The organism is Mesorhizobium sp. M8A.F.Ca.ET.181.01.1.1 (assembly GCF_004792025.1).
Taxonomy (GTDB): Bacteria; Pseudomonadota; Alphaproteobacteria; order Rhizobiales; family Rhizobiaceae; genus Mesorhizobium.
This window is the reverse complement of record NZ_SRTV01000001.1, coordinates 1378222-1402181: the sequence shown is the minus strand read 5'-3', so window position 1 is coordinate 1402181 and position 23960 is coordinate 1378222. Positions and strand designations below refer to the sequence as shown.

At 62.6% G+C, this 23960-nt stretch carries 21 protein-coding genes; 8 read left to right on the top strand and 13 right to left on the bottom strand.

Annotated elements, in window-relative coordinates; genetic code table 11:
- The first annotated feature begins 3 nt into the window (after positions 1 to 3).
- Complete coding sequence (locus EN824_RS06835; protein ID WP_245520950.1) at positions 4 to 1194, top strand: hypothetical protein; 1191 nt, start codon at positions 4 to 6, stop codon at positions 1192 to 1194.
- A gap of 496 nt (positions 1195 to 1690) precedes the next feature.
- Here the strand turns inward: EN824_RS06835 and EN824_RS06830 are convergent, their stop codons facing one another.
- The 8 genes from EN824_RS06830 to EN824_RS06795 all read right to left on the bottom strand — a co-directional run bounded on the left by EN824_RS06830 (position 1691) and on the right by EN824_RS06795 (position 10269).
- Positions 1691 to 1993, bottom strand: a complete 303-nt coding sequence (locus EN824_RS06830; protein WP_127276844.1) for a DUF982 domain-containing protein — start codon at positions 1991 to 1993, stop codon at positions 1691 to 1693.
- A gap of 141 nt (positions 1994 to 2134) precedes the next feature.
- Positions 2135 to 3121, bottom strand: coding sequence for a dipeptide ABC transporter ATP-binding protein (locus EN824_RS06825; protein WP_135932006.1), 987 nt, complete (start codon positions 3119 to 3121; stop codon positions 2135 to 2137).
- Positions 3122 to 3129: 8 nt separating this feature from the next.
- A complete protein-coding gene (locus EN824_RS06820) occupies positions 3130 to 4089 on the bottom strand; it encodes an ABC transporter ATP-binding protein (RefSeq protein WP_135932005.1) in 960 nt (319 codons plus the stop codon).
- On the bottom strand, positions 4086 to 5057 hold the full coding sequence (locus tag EN824_RS06815) for an ABC transporter permease (protein WP_135864645.1): 972 nt from the start codon (positions 5055 to 5057) through the stop codon (positions 4086 to 4088). The genes EN824_RS06820 and EN824_RS06815 overlap by 4 nt, the downstream gene beginning before the upstream one ends.
- The gene (locus tag EN824_RS06810) at positions 5057 to 6073 is read right to left on the bottom strand and encodes an ABC transporter permease (protein WP_135932004.1); all 1017 of its coding nucleotides are present in this window, start codon (positions 6071 to 6073) and stop codon (positions 5057 to 5059) included. Before EN824_RS06810 ends, EN824_RS06815 begins: the two co-directional genes overlap by 1 nt.
- Before the next feature lie 56 nt (positions 6074 to 6129).
- Positions 6130 to 7791: an ABC transporter substrate-binding protein gene (locus tag EN824_RS06805; protein ID WP_135928682.1), complete on the bottom strand. Its 1662-nt coding sequence runs from the start codon at positions 7789 to 7791 to the stop codon at positions 6130 to 6132.
- A gap of 18 nt (positions 7792 to 7809) precedes the next feature.
- Positions 7810 to 8715: a proline iminopeptidase-family hydrolase gene (locus EN824_RS06800; RefSeq protein ID WP_135932003.1), complete on the bottom strand. Its 906-nt coding sequence runs from the start codon at positions 8713 to 8715 to the stop codon at positions 7810 to 7812.
- 39 nt (positions 8716 to 8754) lie between these two features.
- Positions 8755 to 10269 carry a leucyl aminopeptidase gene (locus EN824_RS06795; RefSeq protein WP_127278962.1) on the bottom strand — a complete coding sequence of 505 codons (1515 nt, stop codon included), beginning with the start codon at positions 10267 to 10269 and terminating at the stop codon, positions 8755 to 8757.
- A gap of 260 nt (positions 10270 to 10529) precedes the next feature.
- On the opposite strand from EN824_RS06795, the gene EN824_RS06790 reads away from it, so the two are divergent.
- Together EN824_RS06790 and EN824_RS06785 are read left to right on the top strand one after the other, a co-directional pair.
- On the top strand, positions 10530 to 11432 hold the full coding sequence (locus EN824_RS06790) for a LysR substrate-binding domain-containing protein (RefSeq protein ID WP_135932002.1): 903 nt from the start codon (positions 10530 to 10532) through the stop codon (positions 11430 to 11432).
- Between the two features lie 251 nt (positions 11433 to 11683).
- Positions 11684 to 13141, top strand: coding sequence for an NCS1 family nucleobase:cation symporter-1 (locus tag EN824_RS06785; RefSeq protein ID WP_127278964.1), 1458 nt, complete (start codon positions 11684 to 11686; stop codon positions 13139 to 13141).
- Positions 13142 to 13192: 51 nt separating this feature from the next.
- Here EN824_RS06785 and EN824_RS06780 read toward each other — a convergent pair whose 3' ends face one another.
- The 5 genes from EN824_RS06780 to tpiA form a co-directional block, all read right to left on the bottom strand.
- Complete coding sequence (locus EN824_RS06780) at positions 13193 to 13732, bottom strand: DUF1697 domain-containing protein (RefSeq protein ID WP_135932001.1); 540 nt, start codon at positions 13730 to 13732, stop codon at positions 13193 to 13195.
- Between the two features lie 8 nt (positions 13733 to 13740).
- Complete coding sequence (locus tag EN824_RS06775; RefSeq protein ID WP_127280485.1) at positions 13741 to 15378, bottom strand: CTP synthase; 1638 nt, start codon at positions 15376 to 15378, stop codon at positions 13741 to 13743.
- Between the two features lie 269 nt (positions 15379 to 15647).
- Positions 15648 to 16778, bottom strand: coding sequence for a L,D-transpeptidase (locus EN824_RS06770; RefSeq protein ID WP_127280484.1), 1131 nt, complete (start codon positions 16776 to 16778; stop codon positions 15648 to 15650).
- 212 nt (positions 16779 to 16990) lie between these two features.
- The gene (gene secG, locus EN824_RS06765; RefSeq protein WP_127280483.1) at positions 16991 to 17467 is read right to left on the bottom strand and encodes a preprotein translocase subunit SecG; all 477 of its coding nucleotides are present in this window, start codon (positions 17465 to 17467) and stop codon (positions 16991 to 16993) included.
- Between the two features lie 167 nt (positions 17468 to 17634).
- Positions 17635 to 18405 carry a triose-phosphate isomerase gene (tpiA, locus tag EN824_RS06760; RefSeq protein ID WP_127281035.1) on the bottom strand — a complete coding sequence of 257 codons (771 nt, stop codon included), beginning with the start codon at positions 18403 to 18405 and terminating at the stop codon, positions 17635 to 17637.
- 143 nt (positions 18406 to 18548) lie between these two features.
- Here tpiA and EN824_RS06755 point away from each other — a divergent pair, with 143 nt between their 5' ends.
- Genes EN824_RS06755 through glp form a run of 5 tightly spaced genes read left to right on the top strand, consistent with a single transcriptional unit; the run spans position 18549 to position 23951 of the window.
- Positions 18549 to 20441 carry a peptidyl-prolyl cis-trans isomerase gene (locus tag EN824_RS06755; protein WP_135864631.1) on the top strand — a complete coding sequence of 631 codons (1893 nt, stop codon included), beginning with the start codon at positions 18549 to 18551 and terminating at the stop codon, positions 20439 to 20441.
- Positions 20438 to 21448 (top strand): anthranilate phosphoribosyltransferase, encoded by a 1011-nt coding sequence (trpD, locus tag EN824_RS06750; protein ID WP_127872478.1) that lies wholly within the window; start codon positions 20438 to 20440, stop codon positions 21446 to 21448. The genes EN824_RS06755 and trpD overlap by 4 nt, the downstream gene beginning before the upstream one ends.
- 3 nt (positions 21449 to 21451) lie before the next feature.
- A complete protein-coding gene (gene trpC / locus EN824_RS06745) occupies positions 21452 to 22264 on the top strand; it encodes an indole-3-glycerol phosphate synthase TrpC (RefSeq protein ID WP_127872479.1) in 813 nt (270 codons plus the stop codon).
- Positions 22264 to 22746 carry a cyclic pyranopterin monophosphate synthase MoaC gene (gene moaC / locus EN824_RS06740; RefSeq protein ID WP_127281213.1) on the top strand — a complete coding sequence of 161 codons (483 nt, stop codon included), beginning with the start codon at positions 22264 to 22266 and terminating at the stop codon, positions 22744 to 22746. The genes trpC and moaC overlap by 1 nt, the downstream gene beginning before the upstream one ends.
- Positions 22746 to 23951 (top strand): gephyrin-like molybdotransferase Glp, encoded by a 1206-nt coding sequence (gene glp / locus EN824_RS06735; protein WP_127872480.1) that lies wholly within the window; start codon positions 22746 to 22748, stop codon positions 23949 to 23951. The genes moaC and glp overlap by 1 nt, the downstream gene beginning before the upstream one ends.
- Positions 23952 to 23960: the final 9 nt, after the last annotated feature.

The following is a 23960-nucleotide window of genomic DNA, read 5'->3' as shown; positions in this document are numbered from 1 at the left end:
CACATGACTGAAAGCAGGCCAGCAGGAGGCATCAACCTGGATTTTCTCGCCTTTCACGGCGGCCCGTTCTTCGAACTTCAGCAGCGGCTCAATCTTCTCCATGACAGAAGTCTAAAAACAGGGAGGCGAGTCCTTCTGTTCGTCTCTCTCGCGTGGGGCGCGCCTCTCTTGCTGACGCTCTCGACCCTGTTTTCCGATGATCCGACCGTGTGGCGCTACCTCACGGACCCAGGTCCGTGGGCTCGGTTCCTGATCGCGATCGCCGCTTTCGTGGCGGCCGAGCAGTATGTCGAAACTGGCCTTCGCCGCACACTGGCGCAATTCGCTCGAGCTTCACTGATCGCGCCCGAATCTGTTGGTGATGCGACAGTTGCGTTGACATATGCTCTGCGTCAACGCGACTCTAGGTGGGCAGAGCTTGTGTGCCTGGCGCTTGCCGCCATATCGGCGCTCATTGCATACGCTACCTTCGGGGAAACCACGACGTCTACATGGGCGGCCACTGTCATCGCTGACAGCTACAAACTCACGGCCGCCGGCTGGTGGTGCGTGCTGGTCAGCATTCCGCTGTTCGTATTTCTGTTCTTTCGCGGTGTCTGGCGGCATCTCGTGTGGGCGAAGCTCCTTCGCACGGTCGCGCAGCTTAATTTGCGCCTGGTGGCGACACATCCCGATGGCAACGGCGGGCTTTCTTTTCTGGCGGCCTATCCCAACGCCTATGTCCTGTTCGTGTTCGGTGTCAGTTGCGGCGTAGCGGCCGCTGTCGCGAAGCACCTGACGCTAGGCGGGCTATCGGCGACGACGCTGACGACCATCATGGCGTGCTGGCTGGCACTCGTCATTGGATTCTTCGCCTACCCGCTCTCCGCCTTCTCTAAGCCGCTTTTGACGCTGAAGGACAAGACGCTTCTGGCGCTGGCGGCACATGCAACTGCACAGCAGAGAGCTGCAGAACGAAAGATGATCGGCAGCAACATTGCCGCACCCGATCCGCAAGAAGCCGAGCAAGCAGTCGAACCCATTGACGTTACGAAGCAGTACGAGTTGACGCGCAAGTTGTCGTCGATGCTGGTCAACCGCAAAACCCTGCTGCCAGTGGCGGCGGCAGCCCTCATTCCGTTCGCAGTCGCTGGCGCAACCAAGCTGCCGTACAAGGAAGTCTTCTCCGTGCTGAAGAAACTTCTTCTTGTTTGAAGGCCGTGACGTGGATCTCAGTGCTGGGAATACCATGCGGTGATCCGGAGCCTGCACACTCTTTAATCGCTGACCCTGAGCACCGGAGCGGCCACGATAAAGAAAGTACGGCCGGCCTGGAACGAGTGGGATGACTGGGCTGCGACATGCCGGCGAGATCGACGGCATGACAGCGCTGCTTGAGCCCGATGCGGTGATCGATGGCGGAAGGGACGGATTCTGCGCGGCCATGAAGCCATTCGCGGTTATGCCGAAGTGGCTGCCTCCAGCCGCAGGTTTGCCGTCGGTGAGCAGCGTGTGTCGCTGATCTGCGGTGATCTGACCCTGACGTCGGCTCGCTTTCCGGATGGCGGCGTGACACACCAAGTCGCCCCTCGGCAAGCAGATGGACCCTGGCGACTGTGTCGATTGGCGACTGATGACCTGGGTAGGTGCAAGCACCACCACTGCCGCTCCCGCAGCGGGCGCGGACCAGCAACAAAGGGGTTGGGGGCTGCTAGCGCCGTAGCGCGTGTACGCTCGCCATGCTGTCGCCGCCCATCGGCAATGCCATGTCGTCGTCGAGAAGCCGCGTAATTCGGGCAAAGCCTGTGAAGGCCTTCCTTGCTTCCTCTGCCGACATCTGGCCCGACAGGGCGGCCGAGCAGCAATTCAACGCGCACTGATACACTGGCCCACGTCGTCCCGTCGGCCATTTGCGCAAGAAAACCATCGCCTCGGCGACGCTATCCACTTCTTCTACAGGATGCCCCTGCCCGCGCGATATCCGCACGGGCGAAAAGAAATGCAGGTAGTCCATTGTTTCCTCCCGTCGATCGAGATGCGCTCGATCGAACCCAATCAAACGCGCCGCACGTCGGTTGGTTCCATGCGGACAACTGAATTTTTGAAGAATTTTCCGACCGGATGCGGCCCTCCGGGTACAAGGCGCGATGTTTGCTTATACCGTCGGAAAGTGGCACGCCACCTTGCGGCCGGGCCTATACTCTTTCAACTCAGGCCGCTCTGTGCGGCACCGCTCCGCCGCTATTGGGCATCGGGGATGGAACCGGCAGCCGGATGGCGGGTTGAGCGGGCTCGGTACATCGCCCGTGAGGACAATGCGCTTGCGCATCCCGTTGGGCGTCGTCTCCACCACGGGAACCGCCGAGATCAGCGCCTGGCTGTAAGGATGGGCGGGGGCTGAAAACACCTCTTCCGCTGGTCCCTCCTCCACGATCGAGCCGAGGTACATGACCGCGATGCGGGTCGAGACCTGGCGCACCACGGACAGGTCGTGGGCGATGAAGACATAGGTGAGATCCAGCTTCTCCTGAAGGTCGGCAAGCAGGTTGACGATCTGCGCCTGTACGGACACGTCGAGCGCGGAGACCGGCTCGTCGAGAACGACGAGATCGGGATTGAGGGCAATGGCGCGCGCTATGCCGACACGCTGGCGCTGCCCGCCCGAGAATTCATGGGGGAAGCGCATGACATGGTCCGGCAACAATCCAACGAGGTCGAACAGTTCCGCGACGCGATTGGTGATCTCGCGCGATGAAAGCTTGCCATGGATACGCAGCGGTTCGGCCACGAGATCGCCGACGCGCCGGCGCGGATTGAGCGAGGCCGACGGGTCCTGGAACACCATTTGCAGGCGCCGCCGCAGCGGCCTCAGTTCAGACAGCGACTTCGACGTGATGTCTTCGCCTTCGAACAGAAGCTCACCGTCCGAAATGTCGTAGAGCCTGACCAGGCAGCGCGCCAGCGTGGACTTGCCACATCCGGACTCCCCGACCAATCCGACGGTTTCGCCGCGCCGCACCGTCAGCGAGACATTGTCGACCGCGTGAACGGTCCGCCTGCCTTCGGCGGAAAAACGGGTGCCGATCGAGAAGCGCTTGCCGAGCGAGCGTGTTTCGAGGATTGGACGGTCTTTGTCGATCATCGGTCCGCTCATACCTGCGCCACCCGAAAGCAGGCCGCAGCGTGCGTGGCGGCGCCAAGATCGGGCTTGTCGGTTAGACAAGGCTCGTACCGGACCGGACAACGCGGCCCGAAGGCGCAGCCTTGCGGCAATCGCAGCAGCGACGGCGGTGACCCGGGAATAGCCGGCAGGCGGCGGGGTTTCGCACCGGTCAGCGGCGGGATCGAACCAAGCAATGCGCGCGTATAAGGGTGTTGCGGGTCGGAAAATAACTCCGTGCGGCTGCCGCGTTCGACGATGCGGCCCGCATACATGACCATGACCCGATCGGCGAGTTCGGAGACCACGCCCATGTCATGCGTGATGAAGACGACGGCCGATTTGTGCGTCGAGCGCAGCTTGCGCACGAGATCGAGAATTCCGGCCTGCACCGTTACGTCGAGCGCGGTGGTCGGCTCATCCGCCACCAGCAGCGCCGGGTTGCAGGACAACGCCATTGCGATCACCGCCCGCTGCCGCATGCCGCCGGAGAGCTGGTGCGGGTAGCGCGACATCGCTTCGTGGGGGTTGGGAAAATTCACCTCCGCCAGCAGTTCCTCGACGCGCTCCATGGCCCTGGATTTGCTGATGTTGCGGTGGGCACGGATCTGCTCGGCGATCTGCCAGCCAATCGTGTAGACCGGCGTCAGAGCCGTCATCGGATCCTGGAAGATCATCGCGATCTCGTTGCCCCGCAGGCGCCTGAGTTCGCGCGGAGGCAGTCCGACCAGCTCGCGGCCCTTGTAGCGGATCGAGCCTTCGATGATCGCGTTGGGGTCGGTGATGAGCCCCATCACCGCCAGCAGCGATACTGTCTTGCCGGAGCCGGACTCGCCGACGACACCGAGAATTTCGCTTTCCGCGAGATCGAAGGAAACGCCATCGATGGCCCTCACTAGGCCGTCGTCGGTCCGGAAGGACACTCTAAGGTCGCGCACCGACAATATCATGATGTCCTCAGGCGCGGATCGAGAAGGATGTAGACGAAATCGACAACCGCATTGGCGATGACCACGAACATGGACGCATACATCACCGTTGCCATGATCATCGGCAGATCCAGGTTCTGCAGCGCGTCATAGGTGAGCTTGCCGATACCATGCAGCCCGAACACCACCTCGGTCAGCAGGGCCGAGCCGCCCACCAGTGCGCCGAAATCGAGGCCGAACAGGGTGACGAAGGCGATGAGCGATGTGCGCAAGGCGTGGCGCAGCAGGATACGCGTCTCCGACAGGCCCTTGGCCCGGGCCGTGCGGATATAGTCTTCCTGCATGGATTCGATGATTGCCGCGCGCAACACCCGCCCGTAGATGCCGATGTAGAGAATGGCCAGCGTGATCCAAGGTATGACCAGCGTCAGGAACCAGCCTTTCGGATCGTCGGAAAAATTCTTGTAGCCGAGCGGGGGCACCCAGGAGAACGCCCAGCTGTCGTGGTAGCGGCTCTGGGTGATCAGGTTCATCACCTCCCCCAGCCAGTAGACTGGCATGGAAATGCCGAGCAGACCCAACGCCATCAGCAGCTTGTCCAGCCAGCTGTCGCGGGTGGCGGCGGCGACGATGCCGATGGCGATGGAGACAACCACCCACAGAATCGCCGCTCCGAACACCAGCGAGAGCGTGACAGGGATCGAATCCATGACTGCCGGCACCACCTTCCAGCCACGATTGACGAAGGAGGTCAGGTCGCCAGTGACGAAGATCTTCTCCATCATTTTCACATATTGAACGTAGAGTGGCCGGTCGAAGCCGAAGCTGTGGCGCACCGCCTCCAGCACCTCGGGCGATGCATTGCGGCCGGCGATGCGCGCCGCAGGGTCGGCCCCAGGTGTCGCGAAGAAGATCAAAAAGACGATGACCGAGATGCCGAACATCACGAACAGCATCTGACCGAAACGGCGCAGGATGGCATAGATCATCAGTCGCGCCCCAGCCGAACCTTGGAGCGCGGGTCGAGCGCATCGCGCAGGCCGTCTCCGAAGACGTTGAGCGCCATGACGGAAACCGCGATCGCCAGGCCCGGTACCAGCGCCACCAATGGCCTGGTGTAAAGCAGCGCCTGGCCGTCCTGGATGATGGTGCCCCAGCTCGCGGCTGGTGGTTGCACGCCGATCGAAAGGAAGGAAAGCGCCGATTCCGTCAGCATGTTCAGTGCCATCATCAGCGGCACGAAGACGATCAGCGTGGTGGTGATGTTGGGCAGGATATCGCGCCACAGAATTCGCGGCCCCGGCACTCCCAGATTGATCGCGGCGAGCACGAACTCGCTGTGGCGCAGCGACAGGACCTGCCCGCGTATCGGGCGCGCCACATAGGGTATGTAGACGATACCGATGATGATGACCGGCAGCCACAGACTGCCGGACTCGATCTCGATCGGCCCGATCGAGATGCCTTGCGCCATGGTGACGATGGAAAGCGAAATCGCCAGGAGATAGATCGGAAACGCCCAAAGCACATCCAGCAAGCGCGACAGCACCGTGTCGGTGACGCCGCCGAAATACCCCGCGATCAATCCCGCCGCCGTGCCGAGGATCAGGGTGAAGATAGTGGCCGCACCGGAGATCAGCAGCGAACTCAGCCCGCCATAGAGCATCCGGGCCATGACATCGCGTCCCTGGCTGTCCGCGCCAAGGAAATAATTGCCGAGCCGCCAGGTCGGCCCAAGCGGCGTGTAGCCGAGCCCGAGCCCCTCTGTCGATTGTTCCATCACAGGAACGTCGGCGCCGTCGATCTGGATGACGGCGTCGAGCGTCGAGGCGAATGGGTCCGTTCCTGCCCATTTCGCGTAGAGAGGCGCGCTGAGGCAGGCGAAGACGATGAGGAGGAACACGGCCAGGGATGCCATGGCGGCCCTGTCCGTTGCCAGCTTCGCAAACGCGACGGCCCAAGGCCCTCGCGTCTTGCGCGGCATGGCGACAGCTTCGTTCGACACGGACGTGCCCCTCCGCGGTTCGTTACTTTACCCAGGCCATTACTGTACCAAGGCCATTACTGTACCCAGGATTGGGTGATCATCCAGTTGAACTGCCGGTTGAACTTGAAATTGCCAACGCGTTTGCTGACGAAGTCGAGCCGCTTGGGCGTGAAGAGGCCGACGGCCGGCGCCTTGTCCGTGACTTGCTTGTCGATTTCAGCCCACAATTTGTCGGCGGCTTTCTGGTCGGTCACGCCGAGGTCCAATGCCTTCTGCATCTTGGCGTCGATATCCTTGTCGCAGAAGCCGGCGATGTTGATTGAAGCGTCCGAACCCTCGCGGAACGAGGCACAGCTGAACAGGATGTTCAGGAAGTCCGAGGCCGCAGGATAGTCCTTGTACCACTGGGTGACGGACATCTGCACTTTGTTGTTGGTGTTCTGGATGTAGGTGAACTGGATGTTGGACGAGATCGGCTTTACGTCGGCGACGTAGCCGATGGTGGTCAGCACGCTCTGCAGATAGACGCCGATGGACCGGGAAATGGCCGTGTCCTCGACGATGATGGTCACCTTCTGGCCCTTGGTGCCCGATTCCTCGACGAGTTGCTTTGCCTTGTCGAGGTCAGGCGCCGACCATTTGGCGCCGGGGTTCTTGGTGAAGGGGCAGTAGTCCTCGTGGCCAGGGAAATCCGGAGGCAGAACCTGGCATACCGGCGAGGCGAGCACCTTGCCGCCGAACAGCTTGACCAGCGTGTTGCGGTCGATCGCATAGGCAACGGCCTGACGCGCCTTTTCGTTGTCGAACGGCGCCAGACGATTGTTGAGCGGCGCATACCACCACGCCGAAAGCGGCGAGATGTGCAACTGGTCCATGGCCTTGGTGCCGAGTTCGCCAAGGCGGTCGCTCGGCAGCGCGTCGAACATCCAGTCGGCTTCCCCATTCTGGATCGCGGTGACGGCGGCTTCCTCGGAGAGGCCGAAATCATATTGGACGACGTCGGGGTAGCCGTCGGGCTGGGCTTCCTCGCTCCACTGTTTGAAGTTGGGGTTGCGGGTCACCGTCATCCCTTTGTTGGGATCGAAGGCGGAGATCATATAGGCGCCGGTGCTGGGGATAGGCTTGGAACCCATGTCTTCCGCGGGCGTCTCCGCCGGCAGGACGACGGCGTGCGGCAAGGCAAGCTTGTAGAGAATCTCGGCGTCCGGCTTGGTCAGGTTGACGGTGATCGTGCCGGCCGCCTCGTCGCCGACAACGCCGCCTTCCAGCGTGCAGCTCTTGGTGTCGGCAAGGCATTTGTCGGCACCGACGATGCCAGCATAGAAGGTTCCGGACGTCGGTCCGGAGACCTTGAAGATGCGCTGGAAGGAAGCAACGACGTCCTTCACACCGAGATCCTTGCCGTCGGAGAACTTGATGCCCTTGCGCAGTTTGAAGGTAAACGTCTTGCCGTCATTGCTGACCTGCGGCAGCGCCTCGGCGAGATCGGGGACGATGGTGAAGCCGTCCATGCCCTCGGCCTTGCGGAAGGCGACCAGCCCGTCATAGATCGGCTGATACATTTGCCAGCCCTGGTCGGTGTAATTGATGTGCGGATCGAGCGTTCCGGCCGCCGAGCGCGCCAGCAGGCGAATGGTGCCGCCGCGATGTTCCTTGAGGTACTCGGCCTGCGCCGGAGCCAGCCACATGCCGGCCAGCAATGCCGCGGCCGATGCCGCGAGAAGCAGTTTCTTCATGTCGTAGTTCCCCTTTTCTCAGTTGTCGTTGTCGTCCAGGAAGTCTCCCACCACCCGCATGCATAGATCCTGCTCTTCGACATGCGGCATATGGCTGGAATGCTCGAATACCTGCCAGCGCGATCCTTTGATGCCGTCCTTGAAGGGCTGGACGGTTGCGGGCGTGGCTTCGTCGTAACGGCCGGAGATGATCAGCGTGGGAACATCGATAGCGGGCAATCGGTCGATGATGTTCCAGCTCTTCAGCGTTCCGATGACGTGGAATTCGTTCGGACCATTCATGAGATGATAGACGGTCGGATTGCGTGCGAGCTGGGCGAAGGTTTCCGTCACCTCGGGCGGGAACGGAACGACCCGGCAGACATGCCGCTCGTAGAACACCATCGTCGCCTCTTGATAGGCCGGATCGTCCGTCGTGCCGGCCTGTTCGTGCCTTGCCAGTGTCTCCTGCACATCGCTCGGCAGGGCGGCGCGCAACCGGTTGGCCTCTTCCGCCCACAGCTTCATGGAAGCCGGTGAGTTGGCGATGGTCAGCGACTTCAGACCCTTTGGCCGCGTCACCCCATATTCAGCGCCCAACATGCCGCCCCAGCTCTGTCCGAGCACGTGGAAGCCGCCGCGGATGCCGAGTTGGTCGACGAGGTTTTCAAGTTCATCGATGAACAGCCTGGGCGTCCAGAAATCGGCGCCTCTGTCAGGCAGCAAGGTGGAATTGCCACAGCCCAATTGGTCGTAGTGGGTGACGGCACGGCCCGTTCGGGCAAGAAGCTTGTACGCATCGACATAGTTGTGGGCGGCACCCGGCCCGCCATGCAGGATGACGACCGGAGCCTTGTCGGCGTCGAGTTCGCCGCTGACCCGATACCAGGTTTCGTAGTCGCCAAAGCCGGCCCGCCCTTCCCTGGTGGCGATTTCCGATGACATCCCCGCTCCATGCGTGATTGAAGACATGTTGCTTTGTCCCTAGTTCGTGACCCGGCTGGCCTGAACCCATTCTTCCAGCATCTGCACGCCGAATGCCGTGGCGCCTTGCCTGCCAAGGGGGCGATCCGCATCGGCCAGTTCCTTGCCGGCAATGTCGAGATGCACCCAGGGCCGATCCTCGGTGAAGTGACGCAGGAACGCCGCGGCGTAGGGAGCGTCACCGTCTTCCATGTCCTTGGCGTGATGCCGCAGGTCCGCGAACGGCGATTGCAGCCCCTCGTCGTAAGCCCGGTCGAGTGGCAGCTGCCAGAACCGCTCGCCGACCGCTTCTCCGGCCGCGATCATCCGCGAGGCGATGGCGTCGTCGGTGCTGAAGAGGCCGGCGAATACCGATCCGAGACCGCGCATCACCGAATAGGTCAAAGTGGCGAGGTCGACGATCACCGACGGGTTGAAGCGCGAGGCGGCATAGTAGAGGCAGTCGGCCAGGATCAGGCGTCCTTCCGCATCCGTGTCGAACACTTCCACGGTTTGGCCGGACGCTGTCGTGATGATGTCGCGCGGCTTCAGCGCGGTGCCCGACGGCATATTCTCGGCGATGCCGAGCACGCCGACCACGTGCACCGGACTGCCTTGCCGGGCCAGCGCGATCAGCAGGCCGACCACGGCGGCCGCGCCGCCCATGTCGGCCTTCATATCGAACATCTGCTCGCCGCGCTTGATGCAGAGGCCGCCGGAGTCAAAACAGACACCCTTGCCGACGAAGGCCAGCGGCTGAGCGGGGGCACCCTTGCCGCGATAGCGCAGGACCGCGACGCGCGGGGGGCGCACCGAGCCTGATCCCACAGCCAGGATCGCGTTCATGCCGAGTTCCCCGAGCCTTGCCGTATCGAGTATCTCGACGTCGATGCCAGCTTCGCGCAACGGCTCCAGATGATCGTGGAAATTGTCGGGATGGAGATGGTTCGGCGGCAGGTTGACCAGAGTGCGCGCATATTCGACGCCATCCGCGATCGCATTGATCCGCGCCAGCGCCGAATTCAGCGCCGGACCGCCGGCCCCGACCAGTTGTACCCGCAGGGTCCGATCGGCCCCCGCTCCCGCGCGCCGGTTGCGCATGTCGAAACGATAGCGCCGCAGCCGCATGCCAAGCGCGACCCTTGCCAGGATTTCCGCTCCCGTCAGACCTATGCCTGCAATGGGATCCAGGACCAGGGTAGCCGCGCATTCCCCTTTGCCTTCCAGATGCGCGGCCAAGAGGCCGCCGGCACGCGTCAAGGAGAGCGCGGTGACGGCCTCGGCCTTGCCCAGGGCAAGGACAATCACGCGCCGGGCCGATACCGCTTTAGGGGCGATGACATCGATGCAAGTGCCGGATTCAGCCAGTACGGCTGCATCGGAACAGGCTCGGGAGAGTATCCCGCTCATTTCCGTGTCCAGTGCCGCCGCCCGAGGGCCAAAACCCGTCTGGGCAGTCTGCAAGATCACGACGACGGAGGTTTCCGCGGAAATCTCGTCCGCCGTTTCAAAGACCGGCACTGGCGATTGAGGCATAAGCGGGCATTCTCCTCATTGCGGGGCTTGGGCCGAGGCGTCGCTTGCAGCTCGTGCAATGCTTCGCCCGCCACCGGTGGAAGCCGGTCAAACCGGTCGCCGCCGTTGGTGGAATGGTGCCGAAGTTCCCGAATAGCCGTTTTCGTAAGACGACTTAGTTGCTGTTGCCTCTTGGGTATCCCTGAACGGGCCAAGCGATCAAACGCCAATTTTGTCCATGTCGATTGACAAAAACTCAACTGACAATTCATGATTGGCCAATGGCCCTACCCTCACTCAACGGCATGCGCGCTTTCGAGGCGGCAGCACGTCTTGGCAGCATCAAGGATGCGGCGGAGGAGCTGCATTTGACGCCCTCGGCGATCAGCCGCCACATCCGTGCACTCGAACGCAATCTCGGTCAGGACCTGTTCGAGCGCGGCTTTCGCCAGATAACGCCGACCATCCGGGGTTCATATTATGCGCGCAGCCTCTCCGAGGCGTTCGAGGCCATCTGGCGCGCCACCGACGATGTCAGTCTCGTTGACGGCCCGAGTCACGGCAGGACCCGGCGTGTCCGGGTCCTGTGCGTGCCGGCTGTCCTGAACCTTTGGCTGGCCGACCGGTTGCCGAATTTTCGCCGGCAGCATCCGACCGTGGATCTGGAGATCTCGACATCGGGCAAGCGGGCCAATTTCGATTTGGCCATTGTCGACGAGTTCGTCTACAAGGCCGGCCCGGCGCTGACGCTGCTGATCCCGCTGGTTCTGACGCCGGTCTGTGCACCCTCGTTGCTTGAAGGGCCGATGCCGCTACTGTCGCCCGCCGATCTGGTCAATCACCACCTGATCCACGAATGCGAGACCATGCGATGGAAGCGCTGGCTGGAGCAGGAAGGCGTTTTGGACACCACGCCGAAATCCAGCACGACGCTGGATGACTGCACGCTGATCATGCGCGAGGCCATCAATGGCGCTGGAATAGCGCTTGCCGACACGATGATGGCGCAGGATTTGCTTCAGCAAGGCAAGCTGGTCGCCCCATTCAGCGCCCGCCATACCTATCCGGCCGGCATCTACCTGCATCAGCGCCGCAGTATCGGCAACAAGCCGGGTACCGGCATGTTTCAGGACTGGCTGCTTTCCGAAGTCGAGGACCACAAGCGGGTGATGGCCGTCGCCTAGGCTGCCGCTCTTGCCGGCAGAAGTTGGCAGGGCGGATTCATCCAGCCTGACGCGGTGGATCGAAAATTCGAATCGACAGACGGGCGCTTTTCCAAAGCGGCTCACCATTACCGTCTGTCGATAATCGCGGTTCGCATTGAATATCTTTAAGGCCAAAGCCGGCAAATCGGTTGCTTGTCGGTTCCCCTGCGTCAGGCGTAACCTCTGCGGTCAACGCGTGAGGGCGCGTGCTGCAAGAAGGGGATATTGCAATGACGATACAAGGCGCATCGCCTGACCTGTATAATGAAGACCTCGCTCCCGCCAAGGTTCGAAACTGGGGACCGTTCTCGATCTTCAATGTCTGGACATCGGACGTCCATAGCCTGTGGGGCTACTATCTCGCCGCCAGCCTGTTTCTGTTCTGCGGCGGCTTCGTCAATTTCATCATCGCCATCGGCATCGGCTCGCTGATCATCTACGCATTGATGAACATGGTCGGCTATGCCGGTGTGAAGACCGGTGTGCCCTACCCCGTGCTGGCCCGAGCCTCCTTCGGCATCTGGGGCGCCAACATTCCGGCACTGGTGCGCGCCATCGTCGCCTGCTTCTGGTACGGCGCGCAGACCGCCGCCGCCTCCGGCGCCATCGTCGCATTGCTCATCCGCTCGCAATGGTTCGCCGATTTCAACGCCAACACCCATTTCCTCGGCCATTCCGGCCTGGAGGTGATCTGCTTCGTGATCATATGGGCCCTGCAACTGCTGATTATCCAGAAAGGCATGGAAACGGTGCGCCGCTTCCAGGATTGGGCAGGACCCGCAGTCTGGGTGATGATGCTGCTCCTGGCCATTTATCTCTGCGTCAAATCCGGAACCTTCGCCTTCACCAGCGACATACCGATGGACGTGCTTCTGGAGAAGACCAGGGATGCCGGCGTGCCTGGAACGCCGGGCTCGTGGACGTCGCTGTTCGCGGTGGCCGCGATCTGGGTGACGTATTTTTCGGCGCTCTATCTCAATTTCTGCGATTTCGCCCGCTATGCCCCCGATCAGGCAGCGCTGCGCAAGGGCAATATCTGGGGCCTGCCGGTCAACCTCATCCTGTTCTCGCTGGTCGCCGGCGTCACCACCATCGCCGCCTACGACGTCTATCATGAAGTGCTGCTGCATCCCGACCAGATCTCGGCCAAGTTCGACAGCTGGTTCCTGGCTGCCCTTGCGGCCTTGACCTTCGCGGTGGCGACCTTGGGTATCAACGTGGTGGCCAACTTCGTCTCACCCGCGTTCGACTTCTCCAACGTCTTCCCGCGTCAGATCGACTTCAAGAAGGGTGGCTACATCGCCGCGCTGATTGCGCTCGTACTCTATCCCTTCGCGCCGTGGGAAGGCAGCGCCGCCTCCTTCGTCAACATCATCGGCGCGACGATGGGACCGATCTTCGGCGTCATGATGGTCGATTACTACCTGATCCGGAAGGGCGAGGTCGACGTCGAGGCACTCTACCGCGAGGACGGCGAATTCCGCTTCCAGGGCGGCTGGCACGTCAATGCCTTCATCGCCGCCGGGATCGGCGCCGTCTTCTCCTCGATCCTGCCGAACTTCACCAACTGGCTGCCGTCCTGGTGGGGCGTCTATGGCTGGTTCTTCGGCGTGGCGATCGCCGGCGTCATCTACTACGTGCTGCGCACCGCGGCCGTGGGCGCAGGCGCCAAGACAGCGAAGGCTTGAAGCAGGCCTTAGGCAGTGGGCGGTAGGGCCTAGGGAACTACTGCCTACTGCCTACTGCCTAACCATCTCGGCCAGCTTGCGCACAGTATTCCAGTTGCGCGAGGTGCCAATGCCGAGGCGCCTGTGATTGGCGGCCGCAAGCAGGCGCGAGCTTGGCTTCTCGCGCGAAAACACAAGCCATATGTCGCCACCGACCAGAAGCACCTTTTCGTCCCCGGCGGCACGGGTCTGAAGACCCGATATGGCATCTTCGGTCACGGGTTTGCGCATTACACGCACCGCGACCTGGTCGCCGGCTTCAACCGAGTCAGCCGGGAATGGATTGCTGGTTGCGAGTCTCAGCCAATCCTCGGCGCTGCGGACAATGATGTCGACGTGGCGGCCAAAGGCCTTTTCGAAGGCGACTTCCAAGCGCGTCTCAAGCGTGGCGACCGAAATCTTTTCACTCTCGAAGACCAGGTTGCCGGTCGCCACCAAGGTGCGGACATTCTTTAGGCCGATGCCTTCCGCCATCGCCTTGAGGTCGGACATGACGACCCGCCGCCCCTCTCCCAGGATGATGCTGTAGAGGAGCGCGACATAGGTCCGCATGGAATCAGTCAGACCAGCCGGCTCTGCTCCACCGCCGCCTCGATGAAGCTGGCGAACAGCGGATGCGGATCGAGCGGCCGGCTCTTCAGCTCGGGGTGATACTGCACGCCGATGAACCAGGGATGGTCGGGATACTCGACCGTCTCAGGCAACACGCCGTCAGGCGACATGCCGGCAAAGACCAGCCCGCAATCCTCAAGGCGCTGCTTGTAGTCGATATTGACCTCGTAGCGGTGCCGGTGACGTTCGGAAATCTGGGTGTCGCCATAGATGTCGGCGATCTTCGAGCCCTTGGCGAGTTCGGCCTGATAGGCGCCGAGCCGCATGGTGCCGCCGAGATCGCCGGTCGCCCGGCGCTTTTCCAACATGTTGCCCTTCAGCCATTCGGTCATCAAACCGACGACCGGTTCCTTGGTCGGGCCGAACTCGGTCGAGGAGGCATGTTCGACGCCGGCCAGGGATCGCGCCGCCTCGATGCAGGCCATCTGCATGCCGAAGCAGATGCCGAAATATGGCACCTTGCGCTCACGCGCGAATTTCGCCGCCAGGATCTTGCCCTCCGAGCCGCGTTCGCCGAAGCCGCCGGGCACCAGGATACCGTGCACCTTCTCAAGCCAAGGCGCCGGGTCTTCCTTTTCGAAGATTTCCGATTCGATCCAGTCGAGCTTGACCTTGACGTGGTTGGCCAACCCGCCATGCGAGAGCGCCTCGATCAGCGATTTGTAGGCATCCTTGAGGCCGGTATACTTGCCGACGATGGCGATGGTGACCTCGCCCTCCGGATTGTGGATGCGGTTGGACACAGCCTGCCACGGTTCCATGCGCGGCTTGGGCGCCGGGTCGATGCCGAAGGCGGCCAGCACTTCCGAATCGAGACCTTCCTTATGGTAGGCCATAGGCACGTCGTAGATGTGCGGCACGTCGAGCGCCTGGATGACGGCGCTCTCCCTGACATTGCAGAACAGCGACAGCTTGCGGCGCTCTTCCTTGGGAATGGCGCGGTCGGCGCGCACCAGAAGTATGTCGGGCGCAATGCCAATGCCGCGCAATTCCTTGACCGAATGCTGGGTCGGCTTGGTCTTCAGCTCACCTGCTGTCGGGATATAGGGCATCAAGGTCAGATGCACGTAGACGGCATTGTTGCGCGGCAGATCGTTGCCGAGCTGGCGGATTGCCTCGAGAAACGGCATCGCCTCGATGTCGCCGACCGTGCCGCCGATCTCGCACAGCACGAAATCATAGTCGTCATTGCCGTCGAGGACGAAGTTCTTGATCTCGTCGGTAACGTGCGGGATGACCTGCACGGTCGCGCCGAGATAGTCGCCACGCCGCTCGCGCTCGATGATGTTCTTATAGATACGCCCGGTCGTGATGTTGTCCTGCTGATTGGCGGAACGGCCGGTGAAGCGCTCGTAATGACCAAGATCGAGATCGGTTTCGGCACCGTCATCGGTGACGAACACCTCGCCATGCTGGTACGGCGACATCGTGCCGGGGTCGACATTGAGGTAGGGATCGAGTTTTTTGATGCGAGCGCGATAGCCTCGCGCCTGCAGGAGAGCCCCAAGGGCCGCTGCGGCAATGCCTTTTCCAAGTGAGGAAACCACGCCGCCTGTGATGAATACATATCGCGCCATGGGAGTCATCGCTTAACGCGGCCGGATTGATTCCGCCAGAGAAAAAACCGCCGCGAAGGCTTTTTCCCAAGAAGGCGCTCGGACCATGATCCCTAAAATGGAATCCGGTTTTTTGGACAGGATCCCGACCAAAACGGGTTTTGATCGAGACCTTCCGTCCGGAATTGGCGTAAAAACAAAGACTTAGAGCAGGTCGGCGATTCTATCAAACGTTGAACCGCTCCAAGCAAAACAAAAGGGCCGGCTGAGCCGGCCCTTTCGGCATGATGATGGAAACGTCAGATGATGACGACCTTGGTGCCGACCCGGACGCGGCTGTAGAGATCCATGACGTGCTCGTTCATCATACGGAAGCAGCCATTGGAGGCGCTGGTGCCGATAGACTGCGGCGCGATGGTGCCGTGAATACGCAGATGCGTGTCCTTCTTGCCGTCATAGAGATAAATGGCGCGGGCACCGAGCGGGTTCTGTCCGCCGCCGGCCATGCCGTCCTTGTACTGGCCGTAGTGCTTTGGCTCGCGCTTCTGCATGTCGAGTGTCGGGATCCAGCGCGGCCATTCCTGCTTGTCGCCGACCGCGACCGTGCCCTTGAACTGCAGGCCTTCGCGGCCGACCGCGATGGCATAGCGACGCGCGGTCGTGGACGATTCGACGAGATAGAGCCGGCGAGCGCTGGTGTCGATGACGATCGTGCCGGCATCATAGCCCGTAAATTCCACGTCCTGAGGCACGAATTCCGGCTTCACCTTGAACGGCTTCTTGGCGTTTCTCTGGGCAAGTGCCGAATCGAGCGCGCGGGTCTCGGGCAGATAGCTGATCGATGAGCCCGATGAAGTTCCACCGAACAGGCCGGCGAACAGGCCGCCACTCGACTGCTTCTGGCCGCCGACGACCTCGCTGCGCAGTTCGCCATTGTTGCCGGTCAAAGCGACATTCATCGCTTCGGCCGGGATAGGCTCAGCCGATTGGATCGGCGTGACGGGTTCAATCGGTTCGATGATCTTGGTGGTCTTCTTGGCTGTGTTGGCCTCGGCCACTTCAGCCGCCGGAGCGCTTTTGCCCTTCTGGGCTAGGAAGGCCTGCCGTGCGGCATCGGCCCTGGCTTTCGCCGCTTCGCGCATCGCCAGCTTCCTGGCCTCGAGCGCCTTGGCCTTGGCGTTCTCCTTGTCGGCAACGATCTTGGCCTCGATCTTCTTGATCTGGGCAAGATCGTCCGGCGTCGGGTTTTTCTTCTTCTTGAGAAGCTTCAACTGCGCCGCATCGCTTTTGGCCGCGACGGGGATGGCGTCGGTTTTCTCAAGCGACACCGGCTGTTGTGCGGCCATGTTTGCCGGCATGGCGGCGAAGGCCGGGGAACTCATGCCGATTGCGGCGCAAAGTCCCAGGAAAATGAAGCTGCGAAGCTGCATGGCGAAGATCCGATCGTTCAATGCTTGTTGCCCACGGCGTCGCCCGGCGTCCCCCAAGGACGCCGAAAATGCCGCGTGCAATCTATAGTCGAATAAGCGCGGATGCCTCAAGCGCGAGACCGCACTGCTGCCCGTCGAATCTTCGTGATCGCGCAGCATTTGCCGCGACTGTGTTCAAACGATCACAGATCGCGGTTTGGAAACGTCGAGGTTTACTGGTTCGGAACCTGGGGCGCCGCCGGCGCTGTGTTGGTGGTTCCGTTGGTGGCCGGCGGCGTTGAGCCTGCGGCGGGGGCAGTGGCCGGGGCCGTTGCCGGAGGCTTTGCCGCGGCGTCGTTTCCGGATGGCGGCGTCGGCGTGGTGGTGCCGGCGGGAGCCGGGGTGGTGGTGCCGGGCAGTTGGTTGAGCACGCCCTTGCCGGCGCCGTCCGAGGTCACGGGAACCCGGTCGAGAATGTCGATCGGCTTCTCGCCGTAGCGGGCAATGATCGACAAGGTCAGCGACGTCACGAAGAACGCTGCCGCCAGGATCGCCGTCGCCCGGGTCAACGCGTTGGCCGCGCCGCGCGCCGTCATGAAGCCCGACCCGCCACCAATGCCGAGGCCGCCGCCTTCGGAACGCTGCAGCAGCACCACGCCGACAAGGGCGAGCACGACCATGAGATGGATGACGATCAGTACGGTTTGCATAGTTTATCCTGGCAAGGCCTTGCCCGGCCGCGGACACGACCGGTGAATTGGAGGCGGCTCAATACAATGCTTTCACGGCATTTCCAAGCCCGTGGCCGGAATATGGGAAGCAACGTGCCCTTTGCAACGAATTTGGACGAGATGGGACCCGCCAATCGTCGTGGATCTCAGCCTGCAATGCTGCGATAGGCTTCGGCGATACCCAGGAAATCAGCCGCTTTCAGGCTGGCGCCGCCGACCAGCGCGCCATCGACGTTCCTGACGCCCAGCAGTTCGACCGCGTTGGACGGCTTGACCGAGCCGCCATAGAGAATGCGCATCCTGGCAGCGGCGGTCCCCAGCTTTTCCGACAGCTTTTCGCGGATATGCGCATGCGCCTCGGCCACATCGGCCGCCGTTGGCGTCAGGCCGGTGCCGATCGCCCACACCGGCTCGTAGGCGATAATGGTATTGGACGGCGTGGCGCTCGGCGGCACCGAGCCTTCAACCTGGCGCGAAAGCACCTCCAGCGTGGCGCCGGCTTCACGCTGCTGCTGCGTCTCGCCGATGCATACGATGGCCACCAGTCCGGCACGCCAGGCCGCGGTGGCCTTGGCCTGGACCGTCGCATCGTCCTCGCCGCGTTGTTCGCGGCATTCGGAGTGACCGACAATGACATGGCTCGCGCCCGCGTCCTTCAGCATCTCCGCCGAGATGCAGCCGGTATAGGCGCCGCTTTCCTTGGGGTGGCAGTCCTCACCGCCGGCATGGACAGGCGTGCGCGACAGGATCTCCGCCGCATGGGAAAGCAGCGTCGCGGGAACACAGACCAGTGCTTCGGTCTCGGCGTCGAGCCCGCTCATGAAACCGTTGCCGATCATCCTGAGTTCGTTCAGCGAGGCGCTGGTGCCGTTCATTTTCCAGTTGCCGGCGACAAGCGGGCGAATTCCTGGCGTCATGGTGTGCTTCTCCGGGCGATATCAGGCTCTGGCCCTCACTACCAAAATCAGGCCACAAAGCAATCGACAGTGGACCGGAAGGGCGCTATTGCGCTTGTTTCAGACTCGGCGCATGCGAAAATGCGCATAAATCGGAAGTAACCATGCTTGGTATATTGAGAAGCGCGGCAGGTACCTGGGTCGCGAAGACGCTGCTTTCGCTGCTGGTGGTCAGTTTCGCTGCCTGGGGCATCTCCGGAAAGCTCATGGGCGGCTTTGCGGGCCACGATTCGGTGATAACCGCTGGTGGAACCAAGGTATCGATCAACGAATACCGCCTTGCCTATGACCGCCAGCTCGCCGTCATGTCGCAGCAGTTCGGTCAGCGCCTCACTCATGAACAGGCAAAGGCGCTCGGCATCGACAATCAGGTGCTGGCGCAACTCGTCTCCGGTGCCGTTCTCGACGAACAGGCACGCAAGCTGGGCCTCGGCCTCTCCAAGGACCGGCTGGCTGAACTCACCCGCGAAGATCCGGCGTTCAAGGGCCCTGGCGGTCAGTTCGACCGGCGGACATTCGACTACATGCTGCACGAGGTCGGCATGCGGCCCGAGGATTACCTGAAGAACCGCGCCCAGGTGGCGGTGCGCCAGCAGATCGTCGAGGCTGTCTCGGACGGCCTCAAAGCCCCCGACACGTTCTTCAAGGCGGTCGCGCTCTACCGCGGCGAAGACCGCACCGTCGACTATCTGACATTGCCAAAGACGCTGGTCGAGCCGATCGAGGCGCCGAGCGACAGCGTGCTCCAGGCTTATTTCGAGGCCAACAAGAAAACCTACGCCGCACCTGAGTACCGCAAATTCTCCTATGTCCGCCTGGAACCGGTGGACATCATGGATACGACCGCGGTCACCGACCAGCAGGTCAGTGACGACTACAACAAGAACAAGGCGCGCTACACCACACCCGAAATGCGCACCATCGAGCAGCTTGTGTTCAAGACGCCGGATGCCGCGAAGGCAGCGCTCGATTCGCTCAAGGCAGGTGCCACCTTCGACAAGCTGGTGACCGCCGAAGGCAAGACCCCGGCCGATATCCTGCTTGGCACGCTCGCCAAGGACAAGATCGCCGACAAGGCGGTTGCCGATGCCGCCTTCGCGCTCAATGCCAATGAAGTCAGCCAGGTCGTTCAGGGCACCTTCGGTCCAGTGCTGCTGCGCGTGACCGAGATCAAGCCCGAGGTGGTGAAGCCGCTTGCCGAAGTGTCCGACCAGATCCGCAAGGACCTGGCGCTGGGTGAGGCAAGCCGCATCCTTTTGGATGTGCACGACAATTATGAGGACACCCGTGCATCGGGCAGTTCGCTGGCCGACGCGGCCGCCAAATTGAAGCTCAAGGACATCACCATCGACGCCATCGATCGCAATGGCCTGAGGCCCGATGGCACCATCGTCAAGGACCTGCCGGAATCGCCGTCGCTGATCAAGGCCGTCTTTGATGCCGAACCCAACACCGAAAACGAAGCGCTGACCACGGCGGACAACGGCTTCGTCTTCTATGAGGTTGGTTCGATCACACCGGCTCGCGACCGCACTCTTGATGAGGTGCGCCAGAGGGTGGTCGCCGACTGGACGGCTGCCGAGACCACCAAGCGGCTCGCCGCCAAGGCGGACGAACTCGAGAAGCGGCTCAAGGCCGGCGCCACGCTCGATGTCATCGCCAGTGAACTCAAGCTGGAAAAGCAGACCAAGCGCGGCCTGAAGCGCGAAGCCGATGATGCCGATTTCGGCAAGGAGGGCGCCGCCGTGATGTTCGGCGTCGGCGAAGGCGGCACCGGCTTGATCCCCTCGCCCACCGGCGACGGCCAGATCCTGTTCAAGGTCGCCGAAGTGTTCGAACCGGCCGGCGCCGACGCCAGCTCGGTGCCGGACGACGCGCAGAAATCATTCACCTCCGGCATGTCCGACGACCTGCTCGACCAATTGGTGGCGCAGTTGCAGACGCAATACGATGTCCGCATCGACCAGGCCGCCGTTGCCCAAGCCTCGACAAGATGAGCGCGCTGAAAACCCATATCGCCAAGGTCGCGACCGGCACCGCCCTGTCCTTCGAGGAGGCGTGCGAGGCCTTCGACATCATCATGTCGGGCGATGCGACCCCAGGGCAGATCGGCGGCTTCCTGATGGCGCTGCGCGTGCGCGGCGAGACGGTCAGCGAGATTTCAGGCGCCGTCGCCACGATGCGTGCCAAGATGCTGCGCGTCGATGCCCCTGACGGCGCCATCGACATCGTCGGCACCGGCGGCGATAATTCGCACTCGGTCAACATCTCGACAGGATCAGCCTTCGTCATTGCGGCCAGTGGCGTGCCGGTCGCCAAGCACGGCAATCGCGGCCTGTCCTCGCTGACCGGTGCGGCCGATGTCCTGATCGCGCTCGGCGTCAAGATCGACCTCTCGCCCGAGTTCATCGGCCGTTGCATTCGTGAGGCAGGCGTCGGCTTCATGTTCGCCCCCGCACACCATCCGGCGATGAAACATGTCGGCCCCACACGCGTCGAGCTCGGCACCCGCACCATCTTCAACCTGCTCGGTCCCCTGTCCAATCCGGCGGGGGTGAAGCGGCAGATGGTCGGCGTGTTCCTGCCGGAATGGATCATGCCGGTGGCCGAGACGCTGAAGGCGCTCGGCACCGAGCACGCCTGGGTCGCCCATGGCGACGGCTATGACGAGATCACCACCACCGGGCAGACGCAGGTTGCCGAACTGGTTGGCGGCGAGATACGCAGCTTTACGCTGACCCCTGAAGAGGTTGGACTGAAGCGCCATACCAAGGACGAGCTGCGCGGCGGTGACGCCGCCTACAATGCCAAGGCCTTGCGCGATATGCTGGGCGGCGCCGCCGGCGCCTACCGCGACACAGTGTTGATGAACGCCGGCGCCGGACTGGTGATTGCGGGCAAGGCGACGACGCTGGGTGACGGCATCGCCATCGCCGCGCAGGCGATCGACAGCGGCCGGGCGCTGCAGGTGCTCGACCGGCTGGTCGAAATTTCGAACGGGTGAACCGTGTCTGACATTCTGCGCAAGATCGAAGCCTACAAGCGCGACGAGATAGCCGCCGCCAAGGCACGCGTACCGCTGGCAGAGATCAAGGCGCACGCAAAAGACGCCGACGCACCGCGCGGCTTTCTCGCGGCGCTCGACGCGAAACGCAAATCCGGCGATTTCGCCCTGATCGCCGAAATCAAGAAGGCAAGTCCCTCCAAAGGGCTGATCCGTGCGGACTTCGATCCGCCGGCATTGGCGAAGGCCTATGAGAAAGGCGGCGCCGCCTGCCTTTCCGTACTGACGGACGAGCCGTCCTTTCAGGGGGCGCCGGAATTCCTCACCAGGGCAAGGGCAGCCGTCGCCCTGCCCGCGCTACGCAAGGATTTCCTGTTCGATTCCTACCAGGTCCATGAAGCTCGCGCCTGGGGCGCGGACGCTATCCTGATCATCATGGCCAGTGTTGACGACGACTTGGCGCATGAGCTGGAAACGACCGCGTTCGAACTCGGCATGGATGCGCTGATCGAGGTCCACGACGAGGCCGAGACGGAGCGCGCGTTGAAATTGTCGTCGCGGCTGATCGGCATCAATAACCGCAATCTGAGAACGTTCGAGACCAGCCTTGAGACCTCCGAGCGGCTGGCGGCCATGGTACCTGCCGATCGCCTGCTGGTTAGCGAGAGCGGCATCTTCACCCATGACGATTGTCTCAGGATGCAAAAGAGCGGCATCGGCACCTTTCTCGTCGGCGAAAGTCTGATGCGGCAACAGGACGTCGCCGCCGCGACGCGCTTGCTCCTGACGGGCAAGGCAGTAGCCGAGGCGATCTGATCGTGGCCAACCTCACGCACCTTGGCGCGCAGGGCGAGGCCAACATGGTCGATGTCGGCGACAAGGAAGAGACGACGCGCACCGCGATCGCCGAAGGCTTCGTCTCCATGCAGCCCGAGACATTGAAGACCATTCTCGCCGGCAACGCCAAGAAAGGTGACGTGCTTGGCACCGCGCGCATCGCCGGCATCATGGCGGCCAAGAAGACGCATGAGCTGATCCCGCTCTGCCACCCTCTGCTGCTGACCAAGGTTTCCGTCGACATAGAACCGGACCATGCTCTGCCCGGCCTCAGGGTCACGGCGCTGGCGCGCGTTACCGGCAAGACCGGCGTCGAGATGGAAGCATTGACCGCCGCGTCCGTGGCCTGCCTGACCATCTACGACATGGCCAAGGCGGTGGACCGCGCCATGGTCATCTCCGGTATCCGGCTGGCCGAAAAGACCGGCGGCAAGTCCGGCGACTACAAGGCAGGTGCCTGATGGTGCTGGTTCCGGTCGCCGAGGCGCTCGAACGCCTCCTCGACGGCGCCGTGCCGCTGGCCGGCGAAAGCGTCCCCCTCATCGAGGCTGTCGATCGTGTGCTGGCCGAAGCGGTGGTGGCGCTTCGCACCCAGCCGCCCTTCAACGCTTCTGCCATGGACGGCTATGCGGTGCGAGTCGCCGACGTGGCGTCGGTGCCGTCGAAACTCTCGGTGATCGGGATAGCGCCGGCCGGGCGTGGCTTTGACGGCGCGGTCGGCCAAGGACAAGCCGTGCGCATCTTCACCGGCGCACCGCTGCCTCATGGTGCCGATACCATCGTCATCCAGGAGAATGTCAGGGATCTCGGCGGTGGCAACATCGAAGTGTTCGAGCCCACCGCCGAGTGGCGCAACATCCGCCGCGTCGGCCTCGATTTTTCCAAGGGCGACGTGCTGCTGGAGAAGGGGCGTTTGCTCGACCCGGCTGCACTGTCGCTGGCGGCATCGGCCAACCACCCCCGAGTGAGCGTGGTGAAACGGCCGTTGGTCGCCATCATCGCCACCGGTGACGAACTGTTGCAGCCCGGCAGCGAACTCGGGCCGGACCAGATCATCTCGTCCAACGCTTATGGCGTCGCCGCGGCAGCACAGTCGGTCGGTGCCCGCGCGCTCGATCTCGGAATCGCCGCCGACCGCAAGGACGCCATCGCCGCCCTGGTCAGGAAAGCGGTGGCCGCCGGCGCCGATGTTATCGTCACGCTGGGCGGTGCCTCGGTGGGCGACCATGACCTTATCCATGACGTGCTGACCAGCGAAGGCATGACCCTCGGCTTCTGGAAGATCGCCATGCGTCCTGGCAAGCCGCTGATGTTCGGGCGCCTCGGCGATGTCAGATGCATCGGCCTGCCCGGCAATCCGGTGGCAAGCCTGGTCTGCTCGCAATTGTTCCTGAAGCCGCTTCTGGCGAGGCTCGGCGGCCGCGATCATCGTCAGGATATCCGCCAGGCACGGCTGGGCGCCGCAATGGCGGCCAACGATCTGCGCCAGGATTATGTGCGGGCGGTGGTCCGGGAGGACGGCAGCGGGTTGGTGGCGACGCCGTTCGGCATCCAGGATTCTTCGATGCTGAGGATGCTCGCCGATGCCAACGGATTGGTCGTGCGCGCGCCTTTTGCTCCCGCATCTGTTGCCGGAGACGCTTGCAGCGTTCTGATGTTGCGTTGAAGAATTATC

Coding starts and splice junctions, on each gene's coding strand:
- EN824_RS06755 (WP_135864631.1), top strand. CDS start 18,549: ATGCTTGGTATATTGAGAAGCGCGGCAGGTACCTGGGTCGCGAAGACG.
- EN824_RS06815 (WP_135864645.1), bottom strand. CDS start 5,057: ATGATCTATGCCATCCTGCGCCGTTTCGGTCAGATGCTGTTCGTGATG.
- EN824_RS06770 (WP_127280484.1), bottom strand. CDS start 16,778: ATGCAGCTTCGCAGCTTCATTTTCCTGGGACTTTGCGCCGCAATCGGC.
- EN824_RS06820 (WP_135932005.1), bottom strand. CDS start 4,089: ATGATATTGTCGGTGCGCGACCTTAGAGTGTCCTTCCGGACCGACGAC.
- EN824_RS06800 (WP_135932003.1), bottom strand. CDS start 8,715: ATGTCATCGGAAATCGCCACCAGGGAAGGGCGGGCCGGCTTTGGCGAC.
- tpiA (WP_127281035.1), bottom strand. CDS start 18,405: ATGACGCCAGGAATTCGCCCGCTTGTCGCCGGCAACTGGAAAATGAAC.
- EN824_RS06785 (WP_127278964.1), top strand. CDS start 11,684: ATGACGATACAAGGCGCATCGCCTGACCTGTATAATGAAGACCTCGCT.
- EN824_RS06775 (WP_127280485.1), bottom strand. CDS start 15,378: ATGACTCCCATGGCGCGATATGTATTCATCACAGGCGGCGTGGTTTCC.
- glp (WP_127872480.1), top strand. CDS start 22,746: ATGGTGCTGGTTCCGGTCGCCGAGGCGCTCGAACGCCTCCTCGACGGC.
- secG (WP_127280483.1), bottom strand. CDS start 17,467: ATGCAAACCGTACTGATCGTCATCCATCTCATGGTCGTGCTCGCCCTT.
- EN824_RS06825 (WP_135932006.1), bottom strand. CDS start 3,121: ATGATCGACAAAGACCGTCCAATCCTCGAAACACGCTCGCTCGGCAAG.
- EN824_RS06835 (WP_245520950.1), top strand. CDS start 4: ATGACTGAAAGCAGGCCAGCAGGAGGCATCAACCTGGATTTTCTCGCC.
- EN824_RS06780 (WP_135932001.1), bottom strand. CDS start 13,732: ATGCGGACCTATGTCGCGCTCCTCTACAGCATCATCCTGGGAGAGGGG.
- EN824_RS06790 (WP_135932002.1), top strand. CDS start 10,530: ATGGCCCTACCCTCACTCAACGGCATGCGCGCTTTCGAGGCGGCAGCA.
- trpD (WP_127872478.1), top strand. CDS start 20,438: ATGAGCGCGCTGAAAACCCATATCGCCAAGGTCGCGACCGGCACCGCC.
- EN824_RS06805 (WP_135928682.1), bottom strand. CDS start 7,791: ATGAAGAAACTGCTTCTCGCGGCATCGGCCGCGGCATTGCTGGCCGGC.
- EN824_RS06795 (WP_127278962.1), bottom strand. CDS start 10,269: ATGCCTCAATCGCCAGTGCCGGTCTTTGAAACGGCGGACGAGATTTCC.
- EN824_RS06830 (WP_127276844.1), bottom strand. CDS start 1,993: ATGGACTACCTGCATTTCTTTTCGCCCGTGCGGATATCGCGCGGGCAG.